We start from the raw sequence: 17279 nt of genomic DNA on the forward strand, positions 1-17279 counted from the left end.
TTATTGTGTGATAAGATAATATGATGGAAATCATCAGACATAGAAAGAGTACATACATATCATGAAAAAATCATTATTCTACCGGGGACTCTATTACGTGGCAGGACTTCTGCTCCTTGCCCTGGGTATTTCCCTGAACACAAGATCCGGACTGGGCGTTTCTCCCATTATATCTGTCTCCTACAGCATTTCTTCCATCTGGAACCTGAACTTCGGAGACATGACTTTTATCCTCTACGGCATTTTCGTCCTTGTGGAAATGTGTCTTCACACAGTCCGCAGCAAAATATACGCTCACAGAGGCGGCCCGGCCCTTGCCCATGCCAACCGGATCAACCTGAAGCTTGTACTGGTAATGGATGTACTGCAGCTTCCTTTAAGCCTGGTCTTCACTCGCTTTCTCAATCTTTTTTCAGACAGGATCCCTGAATTTAGGACCGCATATGCAGGCAGTTTCCCCGGCAGTTTTGCCGGAAGGACCCTCATCCTTCTTTTGGCTGTGGTCCTCACCGGCGTCGGGGCAGCCATGTCTCTGAACATGCGTATCATCCCTAATCCGGGGGATGGTATTGTGCAGGCCATCGCGGACTGCACCGGCTGGCAAGTGGGATTTACCAAAAACTGCTTTGACCTGCTGAATATCTCTTTCACCATTGGGGTCAGCCTGCTTTTTGCGGGACGTCCGGTAGGGATTGGACTTGGGACTGTCATTGCGGTCATTGGCGTCGGAAGGGTGATCGCGGTCTTTAACCGCCTAACCCAGGAAAAAATGCTGTACCTGGCAGGAATGACAGAAATCTGTACCTAAACAGCCGCGGCTGCAGAACAGGGACCTTACGTGTCTTTGTTCTGCAGCCGCAGCCATTTTAAAAATATCCTATTTTAATACCAGCGTACCATGGGCAGTTCATTGTTAATCCCTTTTGAGGCCAATACCTGATGAATGTCAATCACTCCATTGTGAAAGGTTGCCGCACAGGATGCCAGGTACAGTTCCCACATACGGACAAATCTTTCGTCAAACATTTCCCTCACTTCCCGGGCATGTTCTTTAAAATTCCTCTCCCAGCACAAAAGTGTCCTGTTGTAATGATTCCTCAGATTCTCCACATCCATGACATGGAATCCATCCTCCGCCATACAGGAGACCATTTCCCTGAGACTTGGGACCACACCGCCGGGAAAGATATATTTTTTGATCCATGGATCACCCGGATGCTCTTTCAGTTCACTGATAAAATGCAGAAGGAGCAGGCCGCCCGGTTTTAGGACATGATTTATACAGTCTATGAACATCTGGTAGTTCTCACGCCCCACATGTTCCGCCATTCCTACACTCACCACCCTGTCGAACTTCCATTCACTTTTCTTAAGCTCCCTGTAGTCCATAAGCTCCACCGTCAGCAGTTCCTCAAGCCCTTCCTCCGCAATCCGCTTCGTGAACTCTCTGTGCTGCTCCTCACTCAGGGTAATGCCCGTCCCTTTGACTTTATATTTTTTAGCTGCCTCTATCAGCAGGAATCCCCAGCCGCATCCGATGTCCAGCAGGCTCATTCCCTCCTTCAGATACAGCTTCTGCAAAATATAGTCCACTTTATTGACCTGTGCCTGGTACAGTGTATCGTCCTCATGCAGAAAATACCCGCAGGAATAACTCATGGTCTCGTCCAGCCAAAGCTTATAGAAATCATTACCGATATCGTAGTGGCTCCGCACCTCTTTCTCCTGGTTCTTTTTGGCTGTGGAGGAGAAGATCAGCTTTTTCAGCACCTTCTGGTCCATGGAGAATTTATCCATCTGTCCCAGAAAGTGGTCCAGGGCCTCATACAAATCCCCCTCGATCTCCAGATCATCATTCATGTAGGCTTCCCCCAGGGCCAGGGATGTGCTCGTTACCAGTTCCTTCATGGGGATCATTTTACGGCAGTTGACTGTAAACATGGGATTTCCCTCCCCAATCAGGTACTCCTTTCCCGAAGTCTTCACTAAGAAAGGGTATTCATCGAATTTTTTCAAGAACTGTATCATCATGTTTTCTTCCAGCACTTTTATGTTCCTCCTTGCAGCGTACACGCGCTGTAACAGTTCAGACAAGTTGGACTGTTACCACTCGCATTCTCTATAAGTGCATTTTTACCATAATTTCCACAGTTCATACATTTCAAGGCCGCTCAGTCAATATTTCTCTTTCTCTCTGAAACAAACTGTACCCCCACTGCCAGAATGCCGATTCCCAATACCATTCCTGCCGCCGCAGGCACCAGATACTTCCATGTAGTGATCTCCATGAAATGATAGACTAAAAATGCGCCATAGCAACCTGCCAGTATCACCAGGGGAAGCGCCCAGGCGATCGCCGTGATATGATTTCTGCAGTACCGGGTGACAACAAAGAGTATAAGTCCGGCCCCCACTGCAGTCATAGTGCAGAACAACACATTCATCAGAGACAGGGTACCCAGCGTCCAGGGGAACCATCCGATATATCCGCTGGAAAAAGAAGCAGCCGGTGCATTCCAAAACTCTATGACACGGTTTATTTTTGCGATCAGCATATAGAACATGAACTCTGCCCCAATTACCAGAAACACAGATAACAGGCAGGCTGCCAGTTTATAAAGGTAATACTTTCTGCCTCTTTTACAGCTATATTGGAGCATGGTCATCCGGTTCCTGTTTTCCTGCACCATATAGGGCAAGATCATAAAAATCACGCTGATGATCGCAAAAGCTGCCCAGAACTGCAGGACCTCAAAGTTAACCCCAATCACCTGCGGCGGCAGTATACCGTACACTTCCTTCCAGTTCCGCTCTAAAGTCCGCTGCCTCTGTGCCTCATCCAAATCTTTATAGTATGATGTGCCATCCGCTTTTCCCAATGCTTCGGACTCATACCTGTCAAGATACATCTGATACACATTCAATTCAATGGCCCGGGTAAATTCCCTGGTTATATCCTCCGCGGTAAACACATCGTAAATCTCCATCCACAGTGCCGTATCCTCATCCGGGGAAAGGATCTCCTCCGCATAGTTAAATTCCTGGAACGTACGAAACCCATATCTCTGGAACAAAGCGTTTTCCGCGATCATCTTGTCAATCTCACTGACACCTTTTTGGGGTGCGTCCGCTTTCATCTTTTCATATTCATCCTCCGATATATAGTTTCCATACTTTTTGACAATATCAGCCGCAATATCCGCCGTCTGCTGGTAACTGCCCTCATATATGAATACATATGGACTGATAAATAAAAGAAAATACAGAATCCAAAATGCCAGCAGACACAGGCACTTTTTCCAGCTCCATATTTTTTTAATCTCCTCAAATAACATATCGTCACCTCCCTACAAATCTTCGGCCAGAAACTTTTTCCTGGCAGCAAACGCTGCTGCCCCCGCAAGCCCTCCCCAACAGAGAAGCACGATCACCTCATAATACCGCGGAGAGAAAAAATGACCGCCGCTCACCATCCAGTGCCCTGCTTTGCGGGCCAGATCCACCGGATTATACTGCAAAATAAAATAAAACCTGCTGTTCTTTGGAAACAGGGAGGTCACTGTATAAATGACTGTGCACCCAAATCCAAGCTGTATAAAAGACACAAAGCTGTTTTTATTCCTTGTGACCAGACTAAAACTGATATAGGAAAACAGGAGTGCGGCAGCTATGGAGATCATAAATTCCATCCCCACATATCCCGCTGCGGTCAAATGCATTCTACTTAAGATCGGGAAAAAGGAATCCAGAAGCATCATACTTCCAACGGGGGTTTTCCAAAGACTGCCCAATGGAAACACAACGCAGGCCGTCATAAGAGTCACACCCCAGATACATATAGTAAACAGTACACCGGCAGACGCTGCGGTCCTCCTTCTGCTGTCCTGGATCTTCCTTCCGGCCTTTGTGGTATATACCACCGCAGCGGTTCCCGTGGCAAAAGTCTCACTGACACTCTGCATCATGAGCAATACCCCTGCCAGTATACTTTCCAGGGTACAGGCAAGGGGAATCCATCTGGAAAACAATGCGAAAAAGTCCCTGCTGCATGGTACAAAAAAGCTGGCAGCTCTCCCGCTTTCTCTGTTCTCCTCCAGAATCTTCCCTAATTTTCCGTACTCCGTGCTGACATATTCTTTCGCCTCCCCGGTAAGCCGCAGGGAAGAGGAAAATGCTTCTGCCATGCTCTCACTGTCCATCTCCTTTATCATGTATAGTGTTCCATCCATAATCTGCCGGAAAGTAGGAACCCCCGTCTGCTTCTTCTCCGTTGGCTCCAGAGCCTCCAGATACTTCTCTGCCGTTTCCTCACTCAGGGGAAGCTGCAGTTCGTCCCAGATTTTCCGGCTTTTCCTGACAAGCTCTCTCTGCCCTCCGAAATTTGCCAGGATCCACATATTGAGCAGAATACTTCCTATGAGGATCCCCCAGAACAGCGGTCTGCACATCTGTCGCTTCCATTCTTCTCTCATCTCTCCACCTCATTCCCGATAGGTGTATAAAAATACATCCTCCAGACTGGCCGCGCAGGAACTCCATCCATCTTTTTCTCTGTCCGCAATAAAGCGTATCTCGCAGTTTCCTCCTTCCTGCCTCTGGGAAACAACCTGGTATTCCCTCTCAAAATCCGCCAGCTCCTCTGTCTTGATCTGTGTGCTGAATAGTTTCCCCTCCAGTGTCAAGCACAGGTTTTCCACACTGTCATTGGCATAAATCTGCTTATCTTTCAGCATAATTATATGATTTGCAATAAATTCCACGTCCGAAACAATATGGGTGGAGATAATGACAATTTTATTTCCGGAAAGGGAGGTGAGAATCTTCCGGAAGCGCACCCGCTCCTTTGGGTCCAGTCCCGCAGTCGGTTCATCCAGGATCAAAATTTCCGGGTTACCCAAAAGTGCCTGGGCGATACCCACACGTTGTATCATACCCCCGGAAAACTTCTTCATCTTTTTTTGGGCCGCATCTGTTAGACCAACCTGTTCTATGAGGCGGGGAACTTCTTTTTTTAGCTGTTCCTTTCCAATCCCCTTTAAAATGCCGATGTAACGCAGATATCTCTCAGGGGTATAATCCCGGTAATAGCCAAAGTCCTGGGGGAGAAACCCCAGTTTTTCACGGTACTTTTCATCCAGCTTTTGGATCTCCCTGCCCTCCCAAAGGATACTTCCCTCTGTGGGATAGAGGAGGGTTGCCAGCATTTTCATAAGTGTGGTCTTTCCTGCCCCATTTGGAGCAAGGAGACCATATATTCCGTAATTCAATTCCAGATTTATATCTTTTAATGCGGTAAAATTCTGGTATTTTTTTGTCACATGATTAATTTGCAGCATTTGTATACTCCTTTCTGAACGTCTGTCCGCACAAACGGAGCAGATGTCTGATATAGATGAACGCGGCTGCCACACCTGCCGCCGCGAAAAGTGCCACCGGGATCTGCTCCAGCAGTATGCCGTACCAGTCCCCTGCCAGCCCTGTAAGCAATAGATTGCCTATGATCCACATGCCACTGACTGCTGCTCCCCAGGAGATCTTCTTTCCTCTCTCGATCCCAAGCACAAGAAGAAGCGAAAAGATCATCAGGGAGGCAAATGCCGTTGCCAGCATTCTCGGAACGTCGGCCTCATATCTGACTGCCAGGATCACTGCGTAAACCAGATTTACGCCAAGCCCCAGCAGACTGTTTAAAAACATGCGCGCTGTCATCAGGTGAAAAAAAGTGTACTTACAGCTCATAAGTTGTTCGTATGTCTGATTTTGCTTCTCCTTTACAGATGAAAGAAAAAAAATGGCTGCATAGAGCATCGGCGCTCCCGTAAAGACAGCACTGTAAGCATTGAAGGAACCCACTCCCACAAGTTTCATCCCCATAAAAAGCAGGAACACAGCGAGACTGAAGGATAAAAAGAGGATATCCGCCATATATGCATACAGCTGCCTGATACCAATGCCGAAAAATATATCCCATAAAAAGGTACTCATCCCCTCCTCCTTTGGCAGCCGGCTCAGTTCTTCTGCCAGTTTCAGATTCTCTTCTTTTCGTGCGGCTTTTTTCCACATAGCTTCTAAAAATTCATTTTCCGGCTGCGTCATACCTGTTCCCTCCTCTGTCTCTGTAATTTTTTTCTTGCCCTGTGCAGCAGTATCCTGACCTGCGGAAGGGATTTCCCCATGGCTACCGCGATCTCCTCATATGACATCCCATCCACACAGAATAGAATAAGCGCCTGTCTGTAATCCTCCGGCAGCTCTTCTATCCACTGCAGAAGTTCTGCGTACTCTTCTTTTCTCACATAAAGTTCCTCCGGTGACGGCGGTGAAAGCCCCGGCACATCCGTCTTTCCTGTGTCCAGTTCCTCTGTTCTCTGCCTTGCGTTTTTTCTCAATTGGTCCACTGCCTTGTGCTTTACTACGGCAAACAGGTAGGTTCTGAAAGCGCAGGACCCGGAAAGACGTTTTCTCTGTACATAGATATCTGCAAAACTGTCCTGTACGATATCAAGTGCAGACTGTTCCTCTTTCAGCATTGTCATACAGAACCGCACAGCCTCCCGGTAGTGGCGCAGCACCAGCACGTCAAAAGCCTGTTTTAAATTTTCATCCCTGACCATTTCCATAAGCTGGTCATCCGTCTTATCCTTCAGTTCTTCCCGGGTCATATAGATTCCTTTCTGTCTTGGAAAGTTATGAAACTTAGTGTGCACGAAATAGTTTACCTCTGTAACTTTCTGCTTATTAATCGAATCGGAAAGCTAAAAGTTACACCATGACTTTCAAAAATTTAAAATTTATATCTTAACACCATGAAAAAAGCCCTGAATCTTAAAATTCAGGACTTTTTTATTACACCTTAATCATAGGATTGCACCTTAACAGTTCTTCGATCAGTCTGTCTCTGTCCCGGACAGCACATATCATTTCCTGCCGTCTTCCTTTTATCTCGATCCTGTCCAGTGATGCCGCTGTGGCGGAAATGGGATTGCATGTTCTGCGTATCTCCATGATCTCAGAAATCTCCATGGAATCCTTCATGATCCCAAAATAGATCGCCATCCGGTCTCCGTCCACCACCACATAATTCCTCACAACAATTGGAATAAAGATTGCATTGAAGACAACTAAAGCTGCCGCTATCTCAGCGGAAACCTCATTTGACACAACCAGCTCATAGGCCATCACAAGATTCCCTGCCAGCAGGATCAGCCAGAACCATACCGCAATTTTCCCTTTGAATTTCATATTGTATCACCTCTCTCATGCATTCCCGTCAATGTGTGTCACAAAGCGCTTTTCTTATGCAGTGCGATGCAGTATAGATTAAGTATACACCATGCAGCCCATGGAAACAATTTATTCTCTCTTTTTTTTTCAAAAAATCACTTTGTACAAGTAGTGTAAATTTTTTGAAAATGTCAAGAAGAAATTGAACATTTAACAATTTTAATATTTCAAACACATTTTTGTAACATTTGAGATGAGGATAGGCCGTTAAACAATCTGCGGGGGTAACTGTTAATCCAATTCTGAACATATGCTATGTATTCATCTGTATATTGCGATATGTCGGAACCTTTTGGAATAAACCGTCGAATCATACGGTTTTGGTTCTCGTTACTCCCTCTTTCAAAAGCACAATAAGGGTGACAGTAGTATACAGTGGTACGGCGGGTATTATCTATAGATGTTTCGATACCTGTCGTATCACTAAATTCTGTCCCATTATCACAGGATATGGTTTTGAAGGTTTCCTTGAAAGTTTCCTCGCCCATCTCCTTTTCTATTGCAGTTATTGCCCGGACTACTGACATTGCAGATTTGTCCGGTATCTTCCTGATTATCTCATTGCGGGTTTTACGCTCTGTAAGCACCATAAGACAGCCTTTTCCGCCACGGCCACTGACTACGGTATCAAGTTCCCAGTGACCAAACTCTTCACGGGTTTTAACGTCCTCTGGACGCTTTTCTATTGATAGTGCAGTAGGATTTTTCAGCGATACTTTACGTTTATATTCTTTTGATCTCTTTGTTTTATAGCTAATGTTCAAAAACATCCCAGAACGTAAATAATTGTACAGAGTAGACAGGCATATATCTGTGCGAAACTCTCTATCTTCCTGCTTTATAGATTCCAGTACGGCATACGGGCTATATTTGTCCTTATTTATCTTTTCTTCTACATAGTGTACAAATTCCATATCATTTCCTATCTTGAGGGCACGGCCTTTGTTTGTGACCGATTGTATGTAATCATTCTGTGCATACTCTGCATCATAGGCAAAGTAATGCCTTAATTCCGAATCCATAAATTCAACAGTTCCCCTCTTGATTTCGTTATAGATAGTTGTACGTGATTTATCCAATATTTTCGCAATTTCGGTTTTCGGTGTTTTGCTTTTCAAAAGAGCTTCTAACTGATAACGTTCTGCTTCCGTAAAGTATTTGTTCCTCATTTGTTACCCCTCCAAATCAAGATTATATCATGGACTTTATTTCCAGTTAATTGGAAAGTTCTTCCTTTTTCGGGGATTTTAGCATAAAAAAATAGCCCGTCAATGCCAAGCGCTGTTATTCCATAAGCATTGACGGGCTATTTCCTTTATGCTTTTTTACGTTTCCTCTGTTTAACATATTCTGACAAAATAGAAAGGCATTTGTTATAATCAAATTCTGTTATATGCTTAAAATAGCATATCATCATTAATTGACCTGTTAAATAGTGAACCTTTAATTCTACAAATCTATCATCAGAGGATATAATTTGATTTATAGATGCAATCAAAAATATTTTTATTTCTTCATCACTTATGCTATTAGCAATATCATATAATTCATTCACATAACCCCCTCCTTTACCTGATTATACAATCTATAAATCAGGTATGTCAATCTCTTCATGACAGATTGTAAGCCCGGCATTCTGGAAATAGCGGATATTACGGGGAGTGTTGGGACATTGTACAAACTTCTCCCCCTGACAGTCTTCCCGAAGTTCCTCAGTGAGTATCATTGTTTCCTGGCCCGTCATCTCAAATAGCTGGACGATAGGCCGGGATGCATTGCGGGATACCCAGTAGCGTTTCTTGCCCTTTGTATGCTCACACAAGTCTTTGGTCACGTACTTTGTTATGTACCTGCTGACGGCATCCGTGTTATCCACCTCTGTTGCAGTGCTGTACCCCAAGCTGTAGCTGGACACGTTATAGATAGGTTGATTATCCTTTGTGTAATGCCCGGATGGTGCTATCTTGATGCCCTCTGCATGGTTTATAACACCATGGAAATGCCATGCCCCGTCTTTGTGCTGCTCAGGGACAAAGAGGTATACCATATCAGGGGCAAGCCTGCGGATATTGTTCAGCCACTTACTCAGTGCCTTTGTGCATGCACTGTAGTCATATCTGTCAACTTCCTCTTGAGAGAAAGTGAGTGTTAAAAACCATTGCCACTTATTCGCACGTGCAATCTCATATATTTTGTTTTTTGTCCGGTTCATACTGCTTTCAGCACTCCTCTTTTTCTGTTCCTCTGTCTGCTGTGCAGTACGTTTCTCTTCCTTCTTTTTTTCCTCTTTCTTTACACCGATACGAATAGGACGGGAATAGATTCTTGTTTCAGTATCCCCATTTACATAATGGAGACATTTTACATTGTAATCCATATGTTTTCACCCTATTCAATTCCTATTTTTATGCGGTTCGTCCTCTCACCGAAAAGTATGAGTGTTAAGTGTTGCCATTGTCAAGTAATGGGGCCATGGGCGGAGTGTCCGTTTCCGCCCCCGGTTCCGGGGTCCCCATACCCCCGGCCCCAGTGACAGAAGCGGTCACCCCGTCCTCTGTGAACATAGCATGTGTGTCATACAGACCATCATATTTACGGCGGTATTTGAAGAAGTCACCACCTATTTTTTCTTTCTGCGGATACCAGATTTTGGCACAGTAGAACAGGCCGCCGCATGCGACTATATTTGCCACCTTCCCATAGATACCGATATTGCTTATCTTCCTGTGCACATACTCGTATTCAATCAAGCTCCTTATCTGCCTGTCAAGCATACGGTCAAACTGCGCTATCAGGATTATGTCATAACCCAGATGTCTGTGGAGAGAGAAGAACTTTGTCCAACCGTCCGAATAGGTCTTTTGCCATTCCCGGGCGTTGAACATGATTTGCGCTTCATCTATGTATATCTTTAGTCGTCCCTCAGCATCCTTTATACTCTTTGCTGGATGTTCCCGGAAATACTGTTCAGAAAACTGCTGGAAATATTCCGGGGTCATACCTGCATTGTCACGGTATATGAAACGTTTCCGTTGTTTATCCGTGAATTTGTCTATGTTGATAGGAAAGTTACAGATATAGGTATAGTTTCCGTATCTAAGGTTGTTATATATATTACTGGCACAATGCAGACTTTTGCCACTGCCGGGTGTACCGCTGTATAAGTAAATCATTATTTCCCACCTCGTTTCTTCAAAAAATGTAAGAATATCTGAATGACAATGATTAGGGATAATATGAGCAGAAGTGCATCTAACGGTTTTTGGACTGTAGATTCCATAAATTCTTTTCCAACAGGTGTATTATACATCCATGAAATATAAGGCATGATTTTTCCTCCTAAAATCTTATTGTATTGCCTTTATCCAACGAAGGATAAGTGACGCAATGTAAAAAGCCGTGACTGCTAAAAGCCATGCCTGACCGATTGCTACAATTTCAGATACCGGGATGAACCAGTTTAAAACATCCAGATAGGGCAGGTTCTGGATTGCCATGGTAAAGACAGTGAACGGGCTTTCTGGCAGTAATGCGATTGCGAATGTAAGGAAAACAAGTACAATACCGATATTTGCTATAGTCATTCAATCACCCCCTAATCAGTGAACGGGTCGCAAGGATAAGCCCCACGATAAACAGTAACAGTTCCAGTGTACGCAATAGTTCCGCCTGTTCGTCATATACGGACAGGTCTATGTCAAAGGTATAGTCAATATCATATTTTTCCGACTGCAAACGCCACTTGATACGCGGGGCTTGTCTGGTATCGGATTTCAAGACCGTAAAAGCGTCTATCAGGTCGAAAGGGATACAGAAGGGGAATTTCTTCTTAATAGATTCCGGGAGCAGGAAACTGCCCTTTTCCTCTTCTGTCAGGTCGGTTGGCGGGTTTGGTGAAGGGTCTGGATTAGGGTCAGGTGTGGGTTCCGGGTCAGGCGTAGGGTCGGGGTCAGGTGCAGGGTCGGGATTCACGTTAGTTATGTTCTGAATGAAATTGTTGGTGATGGTTTGTCTTTGCTGTTCGTCCTCTGTGTCTTCATCATCACGGGATTTTTCCAAGTCTTGTATGAAAGTGTCAACCTCATCCTGTGTCGGTATCTTTACGTTATCATATAAGGGCTGTTCGGGAGCATCTTTTCCGGGGTTTTTGTCGAGCCAATCCATGATATCAGTGGATAGGGGAAGAGATGCAGGGTTAATTGTACCAGGATATTTAGTGCTATCATTTCCATAATTATTTACTGCGTCTTGCAAACTATCATAAATAGTCAGATTCGTACTAAGTAAAGATGTATGTTGCCCAGGATTCAAGGTATAATTTGAATAACCATTACCTATCCAAATACTTCCTGATGGCTGTATATGTATACAAGATAAATCAGGATTAGGATTGCCCGGAATATTTCGATTATCCAATACCATAGAATTATTTGATTTATATACAATAGGTTTTGTCTTATACATATCAACATAACCGGATGTACTATTCGCATAAAAATGTACAATATATGGATAATCATTACTATATTCAAGCATCTTACTAATCACATCTTGTGTATAGGTAATATCCTCCGGTTTGACCTTGCCTTCCTCCCTTGTCTTCAATATTTCAGGTGTTATCGCCGTTACAACAGTTGCCATTGCGCCACCTGCCCCAAGTGCGAGAGTAGCGCCAGGGTGAGCCTTTGCCCATGCTTTGAGCTTTTCCCATTTAGGGGGCTTTTCGTTGGGGTTATCATTGTCGGGGTCGAAGTCATCAGGATTTTGGTCACCCCCAAATTGTGTAACAGCATTGTCCCATAACCGACTTAATGATTCTTCAGCTTTCGCAACTTCATCCGCATACCCAGCGATATCACTTTGATTGAACCATTCATAGCCGACATATCCTACACCACAAGCCGCTAAGATAGCAAGGATGATAGCTATGTCATCCACAACGGCTATGGCCTGTACTTCCTGTGCTGTATGGTATTCTGTGTACATCACTCCTGTTGTAAGGGTAAGTACCAACAGTAGGCTTAAAAGGCGTTTTTGGTATTTCTTATGCATGTTTTCCCTCCTTTTTGAGTAAAAGAAAAGGGCTGGCGTTTTGCCAACCCTTCCACCGAGAACCACTATTTATTTGTGATTCTCTTAAAGACTTTAAGTCCAATGGTCACAATGAGTACCATACCAACGATAGGCAGTGCGACCGGGACAATGGATGCAATAGCGCTTCCGGCTTCCGTTGCGATAGAAGTGATACCAGTCACTAAGCTTGTAGAAATACCTTCCATGGTCTTTTCCTCCTTAAATTGATGTTATTATTTTCTTAAATGCCACTATTACCATGCCAAGGAGCCACGGCATAGCGGCAAAGAAAATGCCATTTACTATACCTATAGAAATGATGGTAGGTATGTCCTCAGTCAATGAAAATATCTGTACAGTTGTTAATATTTCATTCATGCTGTCATCTCCATAGTTTATCCAGAAATATCCTGCTGATTGTTAAGCCTAATAACAGGCTGACGGCGAGCAGGATACCAATAGATATCGTCTCGATATTTGTTACATGTGCATTGATATCCTGTAAAATTTCCGTGTATTCTCCAGGCGTTTCCACAACCTCCGCAACGGGGGATTCCTGCTTTAAGGCCTCCTCGTCTGAAGGATTAACGAGATTATTAGATGTTTCAGAAACATCCATATCATTTTCAGATTCCGGTATGTCCTGTACAGGCTCCTGTATATCCTTGCCACTCTCTGCAGAAACATCAAAATACCCGCCATAATCAGAGATATCAAACACATTGTTTGTTTCATCCATGTTATACTCCTTTAAAAGGCATAATTGTTTTGTCACAAGCACAACGTTAAAGGCATATGCACTGCATAACGGCTGTGACCGCTCAATCGGCGCCCCAACGCCCCATGGGACCCGGCGCCCGATTGCGGGACGCTACATATTAAAATCACGCCCAAGGAAAAAGGTGTAAACGCTGTCAGGAGTGTATCGGCAGAATCCTGCGGGTTTCATCCCCTGACAGCAGAAAGAGGGCTAATCTAATGACAGGATATCGGTCATGCGTAAACTATGGTACTGTGTGCTATAGTCAACTTCAATACGCACTTCATCCATGGGCTTAACGCCGTCCAAAAGGGAAAAGGCATCTTCAGTACAGGAAAGCTGTAAGGTATCGGTACCCTGCATGAAAAGTGCCATGCAGTAGGTCTTTGTAGGGTCTTTCTTCCCCTGTACTCTTTCACTGTTCAGATAATTACAATCAATCCGCATCTTCATTTTGTCGTTCTCCTTTATTCTTGATATTTTTATACGGCGGTTTTGTGGTTAAACCGCCAAACCTTTTTATAAATCAATGTGGTTCACGATATAGATGACCTGTCCCATATAAGCTGAATAATTTGGCTGTGTTAGCAATCCTAACGCATGTGCCATACCAGCCATGCCCGCACAGATACCGGAACGATATTTCACCTGTGCTTTTGTGGCGGAATCTTCTAATTCTATAAGGGCGGTATCTAATTTCAGGGAAATGATATTTTCCGAAAATTTAATTTCCTGCATTTGTATAATCCTCTTCATATATAGCTTTCAATTCAAATGAAAAAGTAATAATGGAAATGTAGAGGTCAAACAGGCTAGAAAACAATACCGTATTTATGATTCCGGTGGACAAAAGGCAATTAGCATATCCATTTATAAAGCCAATTGAATTATACATAGAAATAAAATTACGGCATTCAAAATTTTGTTTGATATTATCAAGTCTGAAATTAATAAGCTGTAAATCAACTTTATCAGATGGAATCTGGGAAAATGCTTTTTTGAGTTTTTTTATTGTATCATCTAATCTCTTAAAAGCATCATCAAGTTTAGAAACATTTTTTGTACTATTCATGGTATCCCTCTCTTTTCTATTCATTTTTCAAAGTAGCAGACATACGCACGTATTTGCATATGTACCACCGTCAGGGACGGCTTACAAATGGACTTGCAACATACTCAATAGACGTTGCCAACAAACCGCTTGTACATGTTATCCGATTGTTACGTCCCGGATAAAAGACGATAAAGTTTTTTGCTTTTTTTGTTGGAATAAGACGTAAAAATTTGTTAATAGTTTCGTGTATCAGGGGTGTTTTTGTTGTATCACCTCTGTACAATTACATTCTACAACTCACAGTAGTGTAAATTTTTGAAAAAAATGCTTGCAATTTGTATTTTCTTATGCTATCATAATTCATGGTCGCTCCGGTAAATGCAAAGGGGCAAAAAGATAAATAAACAGTGACGGCTCCATGGTCAAGCGGTTAAGACACCGCCCTTTCACGGCGGTAACAGGGGTTCAAATCCCCTTGGAGTCACTCAGGCGCCATAGCCAAGTGGTAAGGCAAAGGTCTGCAACACCTCTATCACCAGTTCAAATCTGGTTGGCGCCTCTTTTATCTATTTATCTTAACGGCTCCATGGTCAAGCGGTTAAGACACCGCCCTTTCACGGCGGTAACAGGGGTTCAAATCCCCTTGGAGTCATTTTTTACTTGCATATTTTTGGATTTGTGGTAATATAATATAGTGTAATACTTCTTCAAAACAGAATAAATAGATATGGCGCCATAGCCAAGTGGTAAGGCAAAGGTCTGCAACACCTCTATCACCAGTTCAAATCTGGTTGGCGCCTCTCGTAAGATCTCAGGGATGAAAAGTCTCTGAGATTTTTTTTTTCTCAAGATTCCCCTACCCGCTTTCTAAAAAATAATCAGCACCGGTATCAGGAACATGACGCATAGTTGTCATGTTCCTTTTGTTATGATCAGGATAAAAAATGGAGGTTTCAAGTATGATCGAATCAAGATGTGGTATCTTATGCAGTGAATGTGCGTACAAAGAGCAGATGGGATGTAAAGGGTGTTTACATATTGACAAGCCATTCTGGGGAGATAACTGCCCGGTGAAAAACAGCTGTGAATCCAAGGAGCATCAGCACTGCGGCCAGTGCGGTGAATTTCCATGTGCCTTACTGAAACAGTTCGCCTACGATGAAAAACAGGGGGATGGCGGAAAACGTATTGAGCAGTGTAAATGCTGGCTACAATGTACTTAATGCAAAGATCATTGCAGCCCGGCACAAAACTCTTTTACACAGGCAGATATATTTTAAATGTACTCCCCTGATTTAATTCACTGACAACCTCGATCTTTCCCCCATGCTTATCCAGAATCATCTTCACAACTGCCAGCCCCAGACCGGAACCCGGTATGCGCTGGGACCTGGATTTATCTGCACGGTAAAAGGGTTCAAAAATATGGACCAGATCTTCTTGTCCTATCCCATACCCTGTATCAGCTACCTGGATAACCGCACACTTTCCGTTCATGTCCATGGAAACTGTAATATCTCCGTCTCTCCGGTTGTATTTTATGGCATTTTCTATCAGGTTATAAAAAGCCCTGTAAAGAAGGCTGGGATTTCCGTATACAAACCCGCTGACCGGCTGCCCCATTGACAGCTTCACCTGACTGCTCCGGGCTTTTTTTGCCAGCTCCTGTACTGCCTGTTGGAGTAAAGTATACAGCTCCACACGCTGGTCCATGGGAATGTCTCTGAGATTGGCAAGGGCCAGCAGGCCTTCTACTGTTTTGATAATGCGGTTCAAAGAGGTATCTGTGTCCTGCATGAACTCCTTATAGTCCGCGATTTCAGGATTCGGTGTCATTTCCAGCACCTGAAGGGAGGATTTGATAACAGCAAGCGGTGTTTTCAGCTCATGAGCCGCATTGGCGGCAAAGCTTTTCTGTATCAGAAAGGCATCCTCCAGACGCTCCAGCATACTGTTAAATGCGTCTGCCAGTACGCCCACCTCCCCGTGGGCTCTTTTAAGTTCCACCCGCTTATCCAGGTTCCGGTCATCCACCCTCTGTACCGACTCAGTCAGCTCTTTTAACGGCCGCAGCATTTTCCCTGTGGCCCAGTAAGTACCGGCCAGGGCCAGCAGTATAATGACAGCCATGGTCACTACAGACTGCACGGAAAATTTCATGGAAGCCTCTTGGTAGGTCACATCCGGATCAAGCGCAGGGGGCAGTTCTCCTTCCGGAAGTGCGGGATCATAATACACAGCCCCTTCTTCCACCAAAGAAGCATAGTCCCCATAATAACTGCGGGCAGATACCAGCGAATTTACCGTCAGGAGCAGACAGGCAAGTACCAGTATCACACCTACGATCCCTGTGATCTGAAGCTGCAGCGTATGTTTTTTCATCATGATCCCTCCTCCGGGCACTGCAGGCAGTAGCCTTTTCCTCTGTAAGTGACAATATATCCCCCCGCACCGGCTGCATCCAGCTTTTTGCGCAGGGAATGAATATGAAAACGGAAAGAATTTGAGAACAGGTCAGCTTCGCTGTCCCACGCGTGTTCGATCAATTCTTCCGCGCCTGTCATCTTCCCGGCATGGACAAATAAATATTCCAGCAGCGCGAATTCTTTCCTGGTCAGCTCCACTTCCTCTTCCCTGCACCAGACCTGCCTCCGTTTCGTATCCAGTTTCAGACATCCACAAGTAAGCACTGTATTTCCCGTGGTAAAGTTCCGACGCAGAAGGCTGCGGATACGGGCCTCCAGCTCTTTAAACTCAAACGGTTTTGTAAGATAATCATTGCATCCCTCATCCAGCCCGCTCACTTTATCCTCCAGTGTATTGCGTGCGGACAAGATCAGAACTTTCAGCCCGTCATCCCGGCTGCGGATACGCCGCAGAACTTCCATACCGTCCACTTTAGGGAGGTTCAGATCTAAGATCATCAGGTCATACTCATTCACTTCATAAAGATACAGGGCTTCTTCCCCATCAAAGGCGCAGTCTACAGAATATCCCAGTATTTTCAACCCCTTCGCCACCGTTTTGGAAAGAAGCTCTTCATCTTCCACCAACAACAATTTCATATTACTGCCTCCCTGCTTTTTATCATAACAAAACTCTTACTGC

23 protein-coding genes and 4 tRNA genes are annotated in these 17279 nt (G+C 44.3%); 6 read left to right on the forward strand and 21 right to left on the reverse strand.

Annotation, left to right across the window (positions count from 1 at the left end):
• The first annotated feature begins 61 nt into the window (after positions 1–61).
• Complete coding sequence (locus C6P39_RS03530; RefSeq protein ID WP_104802843.1) at positions 62–808, forward strand: DUF6198 family protein; 747 nt, start codon at positions 62–64, stop codon at positions 806–808.
• A gap of 74 nt (positions 809–882) precedes the next feature.
• Here the strand turns inward: C6P39_RS03530 and C6P39_RS03535 are convergent, their stop codons facing one another.
• The 19 genes from C6P39_RS03535 to C6P39_RS03615 all read right to left on the reverse strand — a co-directional run bounded on the left by C6P39_RS03535 (position 883) and on the right by C6P39_RS03615 (position 14189).
• A complete protein-coding gene (locus tag C6P39_RS03535; protein WP_456318620.1) occupies positions 883–2028 on the reverse strand; it encodes a class I SAM-dependent methyltransferase in 1146 nt (381 codons plus the stop codon).
• 143 nt (positions 2029–2171) lie between these two features.
• On the reverse strand, positions 2172–3335 hold the full coding sequence (locus C6P39_RS03540) for a hypothetical protein (RefSeq protein ID WP_104802845.1): 1164 nt from the start codon (positions 3333–3335) through the stop codon (positions 2172–2174).
• A 12-nt stretch (positions 3336–3347) separates the two neighbouring features.
• Positions 3348–4472, reverse strand: a complete 1125-nt coding sequence (locus tag C6P39_RS03545) for a hypothetical protein (protein WP_104802846.1) — start codon at positions 4470–4472, stop codon at positions 3348–3350.
• Between the two features lie 9 nt (positions 4473–4481).
• Positions 4482–5336, reverse strand: a complete 855-nt coding sequence (locus C6P39_RS03550; RefSeq protein WP_104802847.1) for an ABC transporter ATP-binding protein — start codon at positions 5334–5336, stop codon at positions 4482–4484.
• The gene (locus C6P39_RS03555; RefSeq protein ID WP_104802848.1) at positions 5323–6096 is read right to left on the reverse strand and encodes a hypothetical protein; all 774 of its coding nucleotides are present in this window, start codon (positions 6094–6096) and stop codon (positions 5323–5325) included. The genes C6P39_RS03550 and C6P39_RS03555 overlap by 14 nt, the downstream gene beginning before the upstream one ends.
• A complete protein-coding gene (locus C6P39_RS03560; protein WP_104802849.1) occupies positions 6093–6662 on the reverse strand; it encodes an RNA polymerase sigma factor in 570 nt (189 codons plus the stop codon). The genes C6P39_RS03555 and C6P39_RS03560 overlap by 4 nt, the downstream gene beginning before the upstream one ends.
• Positions 6663–6846: 184 nt before the next feature.
• Positions 6847–7242 (reverse strand): PH domain-containing protein, encoded by a 396-nt coding sequence (locus C6P39_RS03565; protein WP_095173283.1) that lies wholly within the window; start codon positions 7240–7242, stop codon positions 6847–6849.
• A 209-nt stretch (positions 7243–7451) separates the two neighbouring features.
• A complete protein-coding gene (locus C6P39_RS03570; RefSeq protein WP_104802850.1) occupies positions 7452–8453 on the reverse strand; it encodes an IS30 family transposase in 1002 nt (333 codons plus the stop codon).
• Between the two features lie 146 nt (positions 8454–8599).
• Positions 8600–8839: a hypothetical protein gene (locus C6P39_RS03575; protein ID WP_104802851.1), complete on the reverse strand. Its 240-nt coding sequence runs from the start codon at positions 8837–8839 to the stop codon at positions 8600–8602.
• Between the two features lie 30 nt (positions 8840–8869).
• Complete coding sequence (locus C6P39_RS03580; protein WP_104802852.1) at positions 8870–9661, reverse strand: rolling circle replication-associated protein; 792 nt, start codon at positions 9659–9661, stop codon at positions 8870–8872.
• 64 nt (positions 9662–9725) lie between these two features.
• Entirely contained in the window at positions 9726–10457 is a 732-nt protein-coding gene (locus tag C6P39_RS03585) for a zonular occludens toxin domain-containing protein (RefSeq protein WP_104802853.1), read from the reverse strand.
• 174 nt (positions 10458–10631) lie between these two features.
• Positions 10632–10868: a hypothetical protein gene (locus tag C6P39_RS03590; RefSeq protein WP_104802854.1), complete on the reverse strand. Its 237-nt coding sequence runs from the start codon at positions 10866–10868 to the stop codon at positions 10632–10634.
• Between the two features lie 4 nt (positions 10869–10872).
• Positions 10873–12336: a hypothetical protein gene (locus tag C6P39_RS27730; protein WP_207657108.1), complete on the reverse strand. Its 1464-nt coding sequence runs from the start codon at positions 12334–12336 to the stop codon at positions 10873–10875.
• A gap of 65 nt (positions 12337–12401) precedes the next feature.
• Positions 12402–12563: a hypothetical protein gene (locus C6P39_RS27385; RefSeq protein ID WP_158661449.1), complete on the reverse strand. Its 162-nt coding sequence runs from the start codon at positions 12561–12563 to the stop codon at positions 12402–12404.
• Between the two features lie 13 nt (positions 12564–12576).
• Positions 12577–12735: a hypothetical protein gene (locus C6P39_RS27390; RefSeq protein WP_158661450.1), complete on the reverse strand. Its 159-nt coding sequence runs from the start codon at positions 12733–12735 to the stop codon at positions 12577–12579.
• Positions 12736–12739: 4 nt separating this feature from the next.
• The gene (locus tag C6P39_RS03600) at positions 12740–13096 is read right to left on the reverse strand and encodes a hypothetical protein (RefSeq protein ID WP_104802855.1); all 357 of its coding nucleotides are present in this window, start codon (positions 13094–13096) and stop codon (positions 12740–12742) included.
• A gap of 231 nt (positions 13097–13327) precedes the next feature.
• Positions 13328–13570, reverse strand: a complete 243-nt coding sequence (locus C6P39_RS03605; protein WP_104802856.1) for a hypothetical protein — start codon at positions 13568–13570, stop codon at positions 13328–13330.
• A 66-nt stretch (positions 13571–13636) separates the two neighbouring features.
• Entirely contained in the window at positions 13637–13855 is a 219-nt protein-coding gene (locus C6P39_RS03610; protein ID WP_104802857.1) for a hypothetical protein, read from the reverse strand.
• Positions 13842–14189, reverse strand: a complete 348-nt coding sequence (locus C6P39_RS03615) for a hypothetical protein (protein WP_104802858.1) — start codon at positions 14187–14189, stop codon at positions 13842–13844. The genes C6P39_RS03610 and C6P39_RS03615 overlap by 14 nt, the downstream gene beginning before the upstream one ends.
• Before the next feature lie 394 nt (positions 14190–14583).
• Here C6P39_RS03615 and C6P39_RS03620 point away from each other — a divergent pair.
• The 5 genes from C6P39_RS03620 to C6P39_RS03640 all read left to right on the forward strand — a co-directional run bounded on the left by C6P39_RS03620 (position 14584) and on the right by C6P39_RS03640 (position 15394).
• Positions 14584–14655: transfer RNA gene (locus C6P39_RS03620), tRNA-Glu, on the forward strand.
• Positions 14656–14659: 4 nt separating this feature from the next.
• Positions 14660–14730 (forward strand) — tRNA-Cys (locus C6P39_RS03625).
• Between the two features lie 21 nt (positions 14731–14751).
• A tRNA-Glu gene (locus tag C6P39_RS03630) sits at positions 14752–14823 on the forward strand.
• A gap of 77 nt (positions 14824–14900) precedes the next feature.
• A tRNA-Cys gene (locus C6P39_RS03635) sits at positions 14901–14971 on the forward strand.
• A gap of 159 nt (positions 14972–15130) precedes the next feature.
• On the forward strand, positions 15131–15394 hold the full coding sequence (locus C6P39_RS03640; protein WP_104802859.1) for a DUF3795 domain-containing protein: 264 nt from the start codon (positions 15131–15133) through the stop codon (positions 15392–15394).
• A 34-nt stretch (positions 15395–15428) separates the two neighbouring features.
• Here the strand turns inward: C6P39_RS03640 and C6P39_RS03645 are convergent, their stop codons facing one another.
• A complete protein-coding gene (locus C6P39_RS03645; RefSeq protein ID WP_104802860.1) occupies positions 15429–16556 on the reverse strand; it encodes a sensor histidine kinase in 1128 nt (375 codons plus the stop codon).
• Entirely contained in the window at positions 16553–17236 is a 684-nt protein-coding gene (locus C6P39_RS03650) for a response regulator transcription factor (RefSeq protein ID WP_104802861.1), read from the reverse strand. The genes C6P39_RS03645 and C6P39_RS03650 overlap by 4 nt, the downstream gene beginning before the upstream one ends.
• Between the last annotated feature and the right edge of the window lie 43 nt (positions 17237–17279).

Origin of the sequence: Blautia marasmi, assembly GCF_900258535.1 — a bacterium.
In the GTDB taxonomy this organism is placed as follows: Bacteria; Bacillota; Clostridia; order Lachnospirales; family Lachnospiraceae; genus Blautia; species Blautia hominis.

Excerpts from the sequence above, each read along its gene's own strand:
- C6P39_RS03570 (WP_104802850.1), bottom strand. The coding sequence starts at position 8,453 with ATGAGGAACAAATACTTTACGGAAGCAGAACGTTATCAGTTAGAAGCT.
- C6P39_RS03585 (WP_104802853.1), bottom strand. The coding sequence starts at position 10,457 with ATGATTTACTTATACAGCGGTACACCCGGCAGTGGCAAAAGTCTGCAT.
- C6P39_RS27385 (WP_158661449.1), bottom strand. The coding sequence starts at position 12,563 with ATGGAAGGTATTTCTACAAGCTTAGTGACTGGTATCACTTCTATCGCA.
- C6P39_RS03540 (WP_104802845.1), bottom strand. The coding sequence starts at position 3,335 with ATGTTATTTGAGGAGATTAAAAAAATATGGAGCTGGAAAAAGTGCCTG.
- C6P39_RS03650 (WP_104802861.1), bottom strand. The coding sequence starts at position 17,236 with ATGAAATTGTTGTTGGTGGAAGATGAAGAGCTTCTTTCCAAAACGGTG.
- C6P39_RS03645 (WP_104802860.1), bottom strand. The coding sequence starts at position 16,556 with ATGATGAAAAAACATACGCTGCAGCTTCAGATCACAGGGATCGTAGGT.
- C6P39_RS03565 (WP_095173283.1), bottom strand. The coding sequence starts at position 7,242 with ATGAAATTCAAAGGGAAAATTGCGGTATGGTTCTGGCTGATCCTGCTG.
- C6P39_RS03560 (WP_104802849.1), bottom strand. The coding sequence starts at position 6,662 with ATGACCCGGGAAGAACTGAAGGATAAGACGGATGACCAGCTTATGGAA.
- C6P39_RS03580 (WP_104802852.1), bottom strand. The coding sequence starts at position 9,661 with ATGGATTACAATGTAAAATGTCTCCATTATGTAAATGGGGATACTGAA.
- C6P39_RS03535 (WP_456318620.1), bottom strand. The coding sequence starts at position 2,028 with ATGATACAGTTCTTGAAAAAATTCGATGAATACCCTTTCTTAGTGAAG.
- C6P39_RS03545 (WP_104802846.1), bottom strand. The coding sequence starts at position 4,472 with ATGAGAGAAGAATGGAAGCGACAGATGTGCAGACCGCTGTTCTGGGGG.
- C6P39_RS03530 (WP_104802843.1), top strand. The coding sequence starts at position 62 with ATGAAAAAATCATTATTCTACCGGGGACTCTATTACGTGGCAGGACTT.
- C6P39_RS03550 (WP_104802847.1), bottom strand. The coding sequence starts at position 5,336 with ATGCTGCAAATTAATCATGTGACAAAAAAATACCAGAATTTTACCGCA.
- C6P39_RS03555 (WP_104802848.1), bottom strand. The coding sequence starts at position 6,096 with ATGACGCAGCCGGAAAATGAATTTTTAGAAGCTATGTGGAAAAAAGCC.
- C6P39_RS03615 (WP_104802858.1), bottom strand. The coding sequence starts at position 14,189 with ATGAATAGTACAAAAAATGTTTCTAAACTTGATGATGCTTTTAAGAGA.
- C6P39_RS03590 (WP_104802854.1), bottom strand. The coding sequence starts at position 10,868 with ATGACTATAGCAAATATCGGTATTGTACTTGTTTTCCTTACATTCGCA.
- C6P39_RS03640 (WP_104802859.1), top strand. The coding sequence starts at position 15,131 with ATGATCGAATCAAGATGTGGTATCTTATGCAGTGAATGTGCGTACAAA.
- C6P39_RS27390 (WP_158661450.1), bottom strand. The coding sequence starts at position 12,735 with ATGAATGAAATATTAACAACTGTACAGATATTTTCATTGACTGAGGAC.
- C6P39_RS03600 (WP_104802855.1), bottom strand. The coding sequence starts at position 13,096 with ATGGATGAAACAAACAATGTGTTTGATATCTCTGATTATGGCGGGTAT.
- C6P39_RS03605 (WP_104802856.1), bottom strand. The coding sequence starts at position 13,570 with ATGAAGATGCGGATTGATTGTAATTATCTGAACAGTGAAAGAGTACAG.
- C6P39_RS27730 (WP_207657108.1), bottom strand. The coding sequence starts at position 12,336 with ATGCATAAGAAATACCAAAAACGCCTTTTAAGCCTACTGTTGGTACTT.
- C6P39_RS03610 (WP_104802857.1), bottom strand. The coding sequence starts at position 13,855 with ATGCAGGAAATTAAATTTTCGGAAAATATCATTTCCCTGAAATTAGAT.